General features: G+C 31.2%; 10 protein-coding genes. 2 read left to right on the forward strand and 8 right to left on the reverse strand.

Annotated elements, in window-relative coordinates:
- Window positions 1-129: 129 nt before the first annotated feature.
- The 6 genes from JL193_RS08640 to JL193_RS08665 form a co-directional block, all read right to left on the reverse strand.
- Window positions 130-2,403 (reverse strand): LamG-like jellyroll fold domain-containing protein, encoded by a 2,274-nt coding sequence (locus JL193_RS08640; protein WP_207970427.1) that lies wholly within the window; start codon window positions 2,401-2,403, stop codon window positions 130-132.
- Window positions 2,404-2,447: 44 nt separating this feature from the next.
- Window positions 2,448-3,071, reverse strand: a complete 624-nt coding sequence (locus JL193_RS08645) for a DUF6973 domain-containing protein (RefSeq protein WP_207970428.1) — start codon at window positions 3,069-3,071, stop codon at window positions 2,448-2,450.
- Window positions 3,072-3,091: 20 nt separating this feature from the next.
- Window positions 3,092-3,640, reverse strand: coding sequence for a TPM domain-containing protein (locus tag JL193_RS08650; RefSeq protein WP_207970429.1), 549 nt, complete (start codon window positions 3,638-3,640; stop codon window positions 3,092-3,094).
- A 2-nt stretch (window positions 3,641-3,642) separates the two neighbouring features.
- Window positions 3,643-4,008, reverse strand: coding sequence for a DUF2200 domain-containing protein (locus JL193_RS08655; protein ID WP_207970430.1), 366 nt, complete (start codon window positions 4,006-4,008; stop codon window positions 3,643-3,645).
- A 120-nt stretch (window positions 4,009-4,128) separates the two neighbouring features.
- Window positions 4,129-4,434: an SRPBCC domain-containing protein gene (locus JL193_RS08660; protein ID WP_367890008.1), complete on the reverse strand. Its 306-nt coding sequence runs from the start codon at window positions 4,432-4,434 to the stop codon at window positions 4,129-4,131.
- 62 nt (window positions 4,435-4,496) lie between these two features.
- Entirely contained in the window at window positions 4,497-7,325 is a 2,829-nt protein-coding gene (locus JL193_RS08665; RefSeq protein WP_207970431.1) for a VPS10 domain-containing protein, read from the reverse strand.
- Window positions 7,326-7,640: 315 nt separating this feature from the next.
- Between JL193_RS08665 and JL193_RS08670 the strand changes: the two genes are divergently transcribed.
- Both JL193_RS08670 and JL193_RS08675 read left to right on the forward strand, forming a co-directional pair.
- Entirely contained in the window at window positions 7,641-8,978 is a 1,338-nt protein-coding gene (locus JL193_RS08670; RefSeq protein ID WP_207970432.1) for a DEAD/DEAH box helicase, read from the forward strand.
- Window positions 8,979-9,187: 209 nt separating this feature from the next.
- Window positions 9,188-10,480, forward strand: a complete 1,293-nt coding sequence (locus tag JL193_RS08675; RefSeq protein ID WP_207970433.1) for an aminopeptidase P family protein — start codon at window positions 9,188-9,190, stop codon at window positions 10,478-10,480.
- Window positions 10,481-10,557: 77 nt separating this feature from the next.
- On the opposite strand, the gene JL193_RS08680 is transcribed toward JL193_RS08675, so the two are convergent.
- Together JL193_RS08680 and JL193_RS08685 are read right to left on the reverse strand one after the other, a co-directional pair.
- The gene (locus JL193_RS08680; RefSeq protein WP_207970434.1) at window positions 10,558-10,935 is read right to left on the reverse strand and encodes a DoxX family membrane protein; all 378 of its coding nucleotides are present in this window, start codon (window positions 10,933-10,935) and stop codon (window positions 10,558-10,560) included.
- A 183-nt stretch (window positions 10,936-11,118) separates the two neighbouring features.
- Window positions 11,119-12,006 carry an SMP-30/gluconolactonase/LRE family protein gene (locus JL193_RS08685; RefSeq protein ID WP_207970435.1) on the reverse strand — a complete coding sequence of 296 codons (888 nt, stop codon included), beginning with the start codon at window positions 12,004-12,006 and terminating at the stop codon, window positions 11,119-11,121.

A 12,006-nucleotide genomic window follows, 5' to 3' on the forward strand; every position in this document is an offset into this window, starting at 1 on the left:
AAAAAAAGTTCGAAAACCAAAATTCTGTATTTAGATTCCCATTTTCAAGGGAATGAGAATTTTAACAGAAACCTCGAGGATTTCTTTTCGATAAAAAACGTTTTATCTTCTTTGTGTAGTGTAAAAATGTTACGATATGCTCTTTTCGAAAGTAATAGGGTAATTTTCTTTGTAAATATTTTTATAGAGTTTAGAGAAATTATCGTACAAAAGATGCGCTAAACTTAATTTTCCTTGATGAATGAGTATTTTAAGCTTTAATTGCAATGCTTTTTCATTTAAATCGTCATAAAAATGTATAATTTCAATAGTTTCTAAAAGAATATCCGAATGTTTTTCAATCGATAAAGAATCTACGTAATGAAAGCATTCTTTTGTAATTTTATAACTAAATTTTTCTATATATGGGTCCAACCATGTTGCACTGGTATTGGTAAATAATTTACCTCTTTTTAAAAGTTTTAATAAAATGGGTAATTTCTCTTCTAGAAGCGATGCGTTGTATTGTTGGTTGGCAAATAATTCTATATAACTATTTGCCAAAATATAATCGCAGTAACAATTGTCGCTTATTTCTAAAAACCAGTGTTTGTCTATAAAAAGCAGGTTTATTTCAGAACAAGTAGAAAGGAGCGCTCTTAATTTCTGAATATTGGTTCCTCTTGTGTTTTTTGCACTTCTGGTATCCATTCCAGGCCATAAAATTTCTGTTAATTTTTTTGTTGTAATTCCAGTGCCATTTTTAACGCTTTCTAAAAAAACAATTAAGAAGAGTTGTTTTAATTTGGGTGATAGTTTTGGAGCTATATCTACATTTTCTTTGTTTACAACTTGTAAAGACCCAAAACAACAAAATTTTTCTTTATAAGTTTCAACTGGCAAAACAACGGGAGGTCGTATATTTTTTGTAGTTTTTAATGCAGATTTTCTTTTATTTCTCTTTAATAAATAAAAGGTAAAAAAACTTATCAATACTAAAATGCCCGCCCATAAATAATAACTTAAATTGTAATTCGTATTCTTTACACTTTTTTGTTTGTATAATAAAAAAATTTCTGAACTATTTAGTTCTCTTTCCCAAATATTAATAGGCCCTAAATAACCAATAAAAAACTCTTCCCATAAATTATTACCAATATATAAGTTGTGGTTAGATGTGGTATAGTTTGAAATAAGCGAAACAGTGTCTGTAATTTTACCATTAATATAAAAATACAACGCATTGTGTACTTCTGAATAAACAAGTGAAACATGGGTCCATTTATCAATAGGAATTGGTGAAGAAAAAGAGATGTAATCTTTAATGCCTGCCATTGTAAAAGTTAAATATCCTCTATGAACTTTTAATACAAAATGCTCTCCTTTTCCTAAAATACTATTTGCGACACCAAGTTCTGTGGGTTTTATCCAAGCAGTAATTGTAAAACTAGTTTTTAGGGCTCTTCTACTTTCTATACCAGCATCTATATAGGCTCTTTTATTAAAAAAACCAACTTTTCCAAGCACAGAATCATTTACAATTTCTACTTGTTTAGAAATTATATTATTGTTGTTTTTTCGAATGCGATTTAAAACTTTTTTTTCAAACTCAAAAGAGTCTGTCAATCCAAAAGTAAGGTCTAAAGGAAAACCGATAAACTCTTTTGAGTTTGCAATATTTTTTACATTTGCGTAAATAATGTCTGGCGAAAAATAATACCCAGCTTTGTATGGAATTAAAATTGGACTTTTACCGAAAAAGTGAAGTGGAAAACTAAAATATCCGTTTGCTTTTCTGTTTGGAAAATTTTTAAATAATACATTTTTAAGTAATTTTTCTTTTGTTTTTACAACGCCAAAAATTTTTTCTGTTGAATTTAAAAAAGAAACAAGTTTAGAGGTTTTTGCAACTGAATTTGAATCGGCATAAATAAAATTTGGAAGTTTACCAGACCTTTCCCAGACACGAAATACAATACTATCTGTAACTTTTTTATTATTAATAAAGTTAATGCTGCTAAGTTTTTCTAATTCTTTAAAAAGAGGTTTCTTATTATCTATTACATTTTTATTTTGCAAATTAAGAAATTCTATTTGAGAAGGATTTATTTGAAGAATTCTAGGGTATTTTTCTAATAAATTACTTAAATCGCTATTGGTAATAAGGGTTAATTTTTTTTTACGTTTTAAGATGTATTTTATCAAAATTAAATCGCTTTGGCCAGCATATTCAATTGCAAAATCTTGTTTAGAGGCCAATAATGTATCTATAGAAGCTTTGTTTATGTCTTTAACTTTAAATAATAGTTGAGACTGCAATCTAAAAAATTGTTTTTCTTCTTTTGAAAGTGTTTTATAAGATTGCGCATAACTACTTGTAAATGTAAGCAGTATAAAAAATATTTGTAAACCTATTTTTTTCAAAAAGAATGCATTGAGCTCGTTTAAACAAATATACAGAAACTTTTCTAAGGAACTTTTTGGTTCGAAAAAATTAAACACTTCTCGTTTTTCCATTTTCCTTTTAAACTTTCTTTCGGGATTATTTTTCCGTCACAGGTTAAAAAATTTCCATTTTTATCTTTTTTGATGATTTTCATTTTTCCTTGATGAATTGCGTTTACAATTCTAAAAATCAGTCCTTTTTTTGAAACTTTGCTATTTTTGGTAATTAATTTTAAGCCTTCTTCGTTATTATACAAATCCATTTTCGATGAAATCTCGTCAGGTACCACTCCATCTTCTAATTTCATTTTTTTATAGGTAATGTAATTGTCTCTTTCGTGTGCTTTTCCTAAAGATCTTGCCGAAGATTTTCCTAATTCTTGTCGCAAACGCGCCATCCAGTAGGCGTGCCTAAAAGCATCTACTTGTCCGCCAGCAGGATCTCCATCTAACAAATTTGTTTTTCGAATAGAATCTGCAACTCTGTTAGTTTCCATAGAAATTCTTAACGATTTTTTTGCTTTAAAAGGATGAAATAAAACCCATGTTTTTATGGGACCAGATAATTTAAAAAAACTTTTAAGATCAGATTGTGCATTTGTAGCAATTACAAATGCGAAGAATATTATTGGAAGCCGTTTTTTCATTTATCAAAGTATTTTTATTTTTATTTCCATTTTGCAATTAATGCAACCAATCCTTTCTGGATTCCTTCATAATAATTTCCAGTTTTAAATTCTGGAATAATTATTTGGTCGATAATTGTTTTGCAGATTTTATCTGTCAGTATTTTTTCAGTTCCATTTCCAGTTGAAATTCTTATTCTTCTAAGTTTTTTACTAAAAACTATGGTTAGTCCATTATCTTTATTTTTTTGTCCTACTCCCCAGTAATTAGATAAATCGATCGCATATTTATCAAAATCTTTATATTTTCCAGTGGAACTAATCGAAACAATTGCAATTTGATTTGTCGTTTTTCTTTCGTAATCTCGAATTATTTTTGTTAAATTTTCTATTTCATCAACCTTAAAAATAAACTCAAAATCATTTACTTCTTTTCTCTTTTCTGGAAAATCATTTTTTCCAAAAGCATAAGGTCTAATAATATCTTTTGGAAAATTGGAACTTGGTTTTTGTTCACTTTTAGCTGTCTTACAGTTTGACAAATTAAAAGCCAAAAAAAACAAAATAAACAGTTTTGCTAAAGTTTTCATTTTTAAGCTTCTCTTAAAATTTTCTCCATTTTTCTGCCTTTTGCCAACTCATCAATTAATTTATCTAAATAACGAGTCTTTTGGGTTAGTAGATTGTCTATTTCTTCTATTCTATAACCACAAATAACCCCTTTTATTAAATGAGCATTTGGGTTTAAATTGGCTCTCTCGAAAAATGTTTTAAAAGTAACTTTTTCATCGATAAGTTCTTGTATTTTTTTCTCATTAAAACCAGTTAACCACTCTATCACTTCGTACAATTCTTCTATTGTTCTTCCTTTCTTTTCTATTTTTGTTACATAGTGTGGCCAAACAGAAAAAAATTTCATTTCTGCAACTCTTTTGTTGTGTTCTGGTGTAGTTTTCATAATTACGGATTAATTGTTTTCAGCATATTTTTTAAAATTATTTAAAATTGCTTGCCAACCCGATTTTTGCATTTCAATTGGGTTTGTATTTTCTGCTTCAAATATTGTTTTTACTACTGTTTAATGGGGTTCTGCTGTAAAAAAAGCATCTACTTTTCTGCCATCTTCTAATGAATACGAAATTTGTTCGTATTCTATAACTTCATCATAAGTTCCTCTTAAATCGAAACTCATTTTTCCGTCTTTAGATGCCATCGTAAAAGAGAATTCACCTCCTTTTTTCAAATTATTTTCAGCATTTGGGCAATGCCAATCATCAGAAGCAAAATTCCAATTTGTAATGTGTTTTGGTTGTGTCCAAAATTCCCATACTTTTGGGGTCGATTTATCTACTTTGGCTTCTATTTTTACTTTTTTTGTTTCCATAACGTCTTCATTTCTATAAACCTCAAAGGGTTTGAATTTCTTTAGGAGGTAAATTCTAATTGCTATTTTATTTCAAATTCACTTTCTGCTTCACCAATTTTTACAGTATATTTTCCTTTTGGTAAATAAAAAACCCCGTTTTTACCTGCTTTTAAATTCGCTTTTTTATGTGCTTTTTCATACGTTCTTTTTCCTTTTTTAGAAAAAGAAACATCGAATTTTGCTTCGTTATAACCTCTATCTGCATCCACAGAAACCGAGTTTACTTTTGTTTCGCCATTAAAAACATCAATCGTTACTTTTTTGGCTGAATTTGAGTAAAATGGAATTGTAATTTCGGGTAAATAAGCAGCTCTCCATTGGCTCCAAGAACGCCCCCAATTTTCACTTTTTCTGAGATTGTTAATCGCGAAAATATGGTTCGGTTTCCTTAAAATCCCTTCATTTATTAACTGTAAATTAGCAACATTGGTTTTGTATAAACTTCGGCCATGAGTTGCCACAACTAAGTCTTTTGCTGTTGGCTGGATGACCAAATCGTGTACAGCTACATTTGGTAAATTATGGCTAAATGCTTCCCACGAATTTCCTTGATTAAAAGAAATGTATAAGCCATTATCTGTTCCTACATACAAGATATTTTCATTTTCTGGGTCTTCTTTTATTACATTTACGGATGATGTAGGTATGTTACTACTGATGTTTTTCCACGTTTGTCCATAATCATTAGACATGTAAACATAGGGTGTAAAATCGTCGAATCTATAACCATTTAAAGTGGCATATACACGTTCTTTTTTATGTGTAGAAGCAATAACTCTAGAAACCCATAAATTTTGTGGTAAATTATTAGAAATTCGTGTCCAATTGCCTCCTCCGTTTTTGGTTACGTTTATATATCCGTCATCTGAACCTACATAAATTAAACCAAACTGAAACGGACTTTCTGAAATAGAGGTTAACGTTCCATAAGCAACATTTCCTTTTTTTCCTCCCGTGGTTAAATCGCCAGAAATGGTTTCCCAATCGTCTCCTTGGTTTAAAGACCTGTGCAATTTATTTCCTCCTAAATAGATAATATCTTGGTTGTGTTTCGATAAATGAATTGGAGTTTGCCAATTAAAACGATAAGGAGTTTCACCTAAAGTATGTTTTGGTTGAATGTATGTATTTTTACCTCTTTCTCTATTTATTCTGAAATAATTTCCAAACTGATAACCCGTATATACAATATTTGCATCTCTATTATCTACCTGAACCTGCATGCCATCTCCACCCATAATAGATTCATATGGATTTTGACCACTTTGTTGCCAACTTTTGTTAATTCTTGCATTATGGTCTGCTACCCAAACTCCATTGTCTTGCAAACCTCCATATACTTTGTAGTTTTTTTGATTGTCTGCAAAAACCGAATAAAACTGCCCAACTGCAGGATCGTTTAGTTTCATCCAATTTTCTCCATCGTCGTAAGAAAGGTTTAAACCACCATCATTTCCATTTAATAAATGACCCGATTTTTTTGGATTTACCCACAATGCTTGATGATCTGAATGTACATTTTCTCTACTAATAGAGGTGAACGTTTTTCCACCGTCTTTCGATTTTATAATTGGAACTCCTAACACATAAATTCCGTTTTCGTCTTGTAAATCTACCCTAATTTCACCAAAATAATATCCATAAGAACTATACACGCCGTCTAAATAATTATCGTGTGTTTTTTTCCATGATTTACCACCATTAGTCGTTTTAAAAACCTCTGCACCTACAACTTGTGTATCGAACATTACAGCGTTTGCATCTTCTAAATAACTTGCTAAATCTACAGGTTTTACAGTACCAACACGCACCATTTGTTTTACGTTTTGTGCTCTGTATTTTTCTTGAAATCCGTTATTTTTTAAATAGGTATTTAACTTTTTATCTGATAATTTTAAGAAATCATTAGCAGACATGGTTTTAAAATCTTCTTTTGTTAAAATATCTGAAGACTTTTTATTTTTTTCTTTTGGTCTTCGAAACTGACTATCATGCAAAGCATACACCGTATTTTCATTAAAAACCGCCAAACCAATTCTACCCACTCCATCTCCTGTTGGAAAACCAGAATTGTCTGCAATTTTTGTCCAAGAACTTCCTGCATTTGTACTTTTATAAATGGCAGAATGGTTTCCATCTCCATCGAAATTCCACGCTTTGCGTTCTCTTTCCCAAGAGGCTGCATACATAATGTTAAAATTTTCTGGTGCAACTGCGACATCTATAATTCCTGTATTTTGATTTATAAAAAGTGTTTTTTTCCATGTTTTTCCACCATCTGTGGTTTTAAAAATTCCTCTTTCTTCGTTTGGCGAATATAAATGCCCAATAACGCCCACTACAACTTCATCTGCATTATTTGGGTTGATAAGAATTCTACTGATGTGATGAGAATCTGTTAAACCAACATTCGTCCACGTTTTGCCTTTGTCTGTAGATTTTAACATTCCAATTCCTGCATAAGAAGAACGAGAAGAGTTTTTTTCTCCTGTTCCTACCCAAATTGTACCACTTTTCCAATCTACAGCAATATCTCCAATATTTTGTGTGGGAGAATTGTCTAGAATTGGCGTAAAAGAGGTTCCGTTATTGTTGGTGTGCCACAAACCACCAGAAGCATAACCTACATAAAATTCTGTTGGCTTTTTTGGATTTACAGCAACATCTGCAACACGTCCACTCATTACTGTGGGACCAATATTGGTAAATTCTATATTTTTTACTAAAGAAGCATTCATCATTTTCGATTTTTGCTCTAAAGATTGTTGAATTTGAGTTGAATTTGTAGGTGTTTGTGCAAATAAAGTTGCTGAAAAACAAATTAAAAGCAATTGAAAAAAGGATTTCATAAAAAGTAAAATTTGGTTTAAATTGATGAAATTACTACTTGTAAAACGAATATCAAAAAAATTAACAGGTTTTAAGTTTTTATACTAAATATTTACCAACCTTACATACTTTTCAAAAAGGTTAATAAACAACCCATTTTGCGTTAGGGATTGTAGCAAATGTTTGAGCTCTTTTGTTTGCCTTTTTGGGCAAATAAAAAGCGAGTGCGAAAAGCCCGTTAAAACGCCCAAAAGAAGGAAAAACATCTTCAACTTAAAACAACGTATCTTTGCCAAAGAAATGGCTACATAAAGCACATTTTGTAACTACAATTTATGACATTTAAAGACTTAGGTTTGTCTGCATCATTGGTAAAAGCAGTTGAAGAGAAAGGATACACCCAACCATCACCTATACAAGAAAAAGCAATTCCGCATATTTTAGAAGGCAAAGATATTTTAGCTTCTGCACAAACAGGAACAGGAAAAACAGCAGGTTTTACCTTGCCTGTTTTACAATATTTAGCAGAAACAAAACATCCTAAATACAGACCGTTAAGAGCTTTGGTTTTAACACCAACAAGAGAATTAGCGGCACAGGTTTACGATAATGTAAGAGAATACAGTAAATATGTAAATATAAAATCTGCTGTAGTTTTTGGTGGTGTAAAAGCCAAACCACAAATTGCAACATTAAAAAACGGTGTAGATATTTTAGTAGCCACACCAGGTAGATTACTAGATTTACACGACCAAAAAGCCGTTTCTTTTAAACGAGTTGATGTGTTAATCTTAGATGAAGCAGACAGAATGTTAGACATGGGTTTTGTTAGAGACATTAACAAAATTATTAGTTTTATGCCAGAAAAGCGTCAGAATTTACTGTTTTCTGCCACATTTTCTAACGATATTAAAAAACTAGCCGCTGGTATTTTAAAAAACCCGGTTTCTGTGGAAACTGCTCCGCAAAACTCAACAGCTAAAAAAGTAACACACAAGGTTTATAAAGTTGATAAAAAGCAAAAAACTGCGTTAGCTATTAAGCTGATAAAAGATAACAATTGGAGTCAGGTTTTGGTGTTTACAAGAACAAAACACGGTGCTAATAAATTAACTGAGAAATTTATTAAAGCAGGAATTTCTGCAGCCGCCATTCACGGAAATAAAAGTCAAGGTGCAAGAACGAAAGCGCTGCGAAATTTTAAAGACAATTCTATTAAAATTTTAGTAGCCACAGATATTGCTGCTCGTGGTTTAGATATTCCTTTATTGCCTCATGTAATTAATTTTGAATTGCCAAATGTACCAGAAGATTATGTACATAGAATTGGTAGAACAGGAAGAGCTGGTGCTGCTGGAGAAGCAATTTCTTTTGTTTGTAGTGAAGAAACCGAGTACCAAAAAGAAATTGAAAAAATATTAAATGAGAAATTAAATTCGTTGGTTTTAGAAGGTTTTGAACCTACAGATACTGCCCCACCCAAAAGAGCTGCAACTCAAAGCAAAGGTTCTTTTGGTAAAAAGAAAAAGCAACAGTTTTCTAATGGAGGTGCTAATAAAAAAACAGATCCTAAAACAAGTGCAGCACGAAAAAGAAAACCACATTTTAAAGGCAATAAACCTGCAAGTTCTGTTCGTGGAAGAACTGGCGCTCCTAAAAAGAAGCGTTATTAATTTTTTAACTAGGTAGAAAGATAAAAAGCATAGCCAATCTTTTGTGGAAAATTTTTTCTCACATAGTTTGTCACGCTGGTAGCCTCTCACACATTTCTTTCTCAGGCTTGCTTAAGACGCTTCCAGCGTAACAAATTAATGTGTTATTCTATTCTTATTTTATGTTGGTGTTTAGATTTCTTACCTTTGAGTTCTAAATATTATTCAACATGAAATACAATCCTATAGACTCACAATTATTTATCAAAAACCGTAAAAACTTCGCTTCGCAAATGAAGCAAAATAGTATTGCTGTTTTTAATTCTAATGACATTTACCCAATAAGTGCAGACAGCACAATGCCTTTTGAACAACACAGAGACATCTTCTATTTATCTGGCGTCGATCAAGAAGAAAGTGTTTTAATGTTGTTTCCAGATTGCCCAAATGAAAATTTAAGAGAGGTTTTATTTGTTAGAGAAACCAACGACCATATTGCAGTTTGGGAAGGAGAAAAACTAACCAAAGAAGCTGCTTTTAAAACAAGTGGCATTAAAACGGTTTATTGGTTGCAAGATTTGGAAAAAATCTTGTTTGAAATGGCTACCTATGCAGATACTTTTTATATTAATACCAACGAACACTATAGGGCTTCTGTGACAACAGAAACCCGCGAAGATCGTTTTACAAAATGGTTATTGGCAAAATATCCTGCGCATTCTGTGGCGAAAAGTAATCCTATTTTACAACGTTTGCGTGCTGTAAAAGACCCTATTGAATTAGATTTAATGCAACATGCTTGTAATATTACCGAAAAAGGGTTTCGTAGAATTTTAAATTTTATAAAACCAGGTGTTTGGGAGTATGAAATTGAAGCAGAATTGTTGCACGAATTTGTGAGAAATAGATCTAAAGGATTTGCATACACACCAATTATAGCTTCTGGAAATAACGCGAATGTTTTGCATTATATCGAAAATAATCAAGCGTGTAAAGCTGGCGATTTAATTTTGTTTGATGTTGCAGCAGAATATGCCAATTATAAGAGTGATTTAAGTAGAACAGTACCCGTTTCTGGTCGTTTTTCTGACAGACAAAAAGCAGTATATAATGCAGTAAACCATGTGAAAAAAGAAGCTACCAAATTATTAGTTCCTGGAACTTTATGGAAAGAATATCATGTTGAAGTGGGTGATATTATGACTGCTGAGTTATTAAAATTAGGTTTATTAGACAAAGCGGATGTGCAAAATGAAGACAAAAATTGGCCTGCTTATAAGAAATATTTTATGCATGGTACGAGTCATCATATTGGTTTAGATACGCATGATTATGGCCTTTTACACGAGCCTATGCAAGCAAATAATGTGTTTACTGTAGAACCTGGAATTTATATTCCTGATGAAGGTTTTGGAATTCGCTTAGAAGACGATGTAGTGATTCAAGAAAAAGGAGCACCTTTTAATTTAATGAGAAATATTCCTATTGAAGCAGATGAAATCGAAGAGATTATGAACTCGTAAAAATCTTCGAAAACATTAAAAAAACCAGAGCATTATAATTAAATGTTCTGGTTTTTTATTTTAATTGTAAATTTTTTTTATTGCTTATTTTCTATAGCCAAACCTGCTAAAGAGAATAAAAGCGCAATATGAATCATAATATTCATCCAATTTCCTGAAGGAATGTGCACTAAAACCAAAGCCATTAACATAATAAATGCTAAAAAAGCATATGCTTCGAAAAGCCGTTTATTAATTAGTAACAATATACCAGCAGCTAATTCTAATGCAGCCAAAATTGCACCTAGAATATAAGTTCCAGTATCTCCTAAAAAAGCAAGACCGCTACTTTTAAGAAAATCTGCCATATTTTGAAGTCCTACGCCTCCTAAAAAGCCTTCAATAAATTTTTCTAAACCTCCCCAAACAAATAAAAGTCCGAAGCCAATACGTATTAATAAATTTCCAATTTTCATGATATTAAATTTTAAATGGTTAATAATTATTTCTATTTACATTGCAAAGATGCAACCTATACAAGGTTTAAAAATTGGATAAAAGTTCCTTATGCTTGTAAAATCTTTATTAAGAGGAAAATTATGTAATAATATTCTTTTTACATTTAAGAGTTTATAAATACAACTAACTTTATAATTTTATTAAAAACTTCTTCCTGGAAATTCAGCAAAAAACGTTTCAAAACAACCTCTATCTGACACTGTTACAAAACATTGTTTTTTATCTTTTCCACCAAAGGCAATATTGGTTACATTTTTACCTTTTAATTCAATTTCTCTCAACATTTTTCCTTCTGGAGAAAGCATTACCACAGTACCTTTTCCGTATCTACAAACGTATAGGTTTCCTTGGGTATCACATCGCATTCCATCCATACCAAAATCAGTAAATTTCTTGAATAGTTTCTTATTTGTTACTGTTCCATCTGAATTGATATCGTACACCCAAATATTGCGTTGTACAGACTCGTTTACATATAATTTTTTTCCATCTGGGCTTACCTCGACACCATTGGTTGTACCCATATCTTTTTCCAATAAAGTAATTTTTTCGTCTTTTATCAACCATAAATTACCCGAATTTTTAGACCAGTTTGGGTCGCTTGCATATAAATTTACGTTGGGGGCAATCGCTAAATCGTTTGGTTGATTCATTGTAGCATCTGACGCAAAAATGCGAACACTTTTTTCGCCTTTTCTTACTTGTAAAATATGATGATTTACATAATCTGCAATAAACATATTGTCGTTTTTATCAAAACGAATTCCATTACCAATACTATTGTTTGGAAGTTGTATAAATAACGATGTATTTCCGTTTTTATCGACTTTACCAATAGTTCCTTCTTTTTGAAAATTAACTGCATATAAATTGCCTTGGCTATCTACAGCTGGGCCTTCAATACCTTTTGTAAAAAGAAATTCTTTTGTAAAATCGATACTTTTATTGCTTAATTTTTCTTCTTTACAAGAATAAAAAATTCCTACAAGTAGCAGTGGTAGTGCTTTTAGAAAGGTCTTCTTTAACAT

Source organism: Polaribacter batillariae, from assembly GCF_017498485.1.
Lineage (GTDB): Bacteria > Bacteroidota > Bacteroidia > Flavobacteriales > Flavobacteriaceae > Polaribacter > Polaribacter batillariae.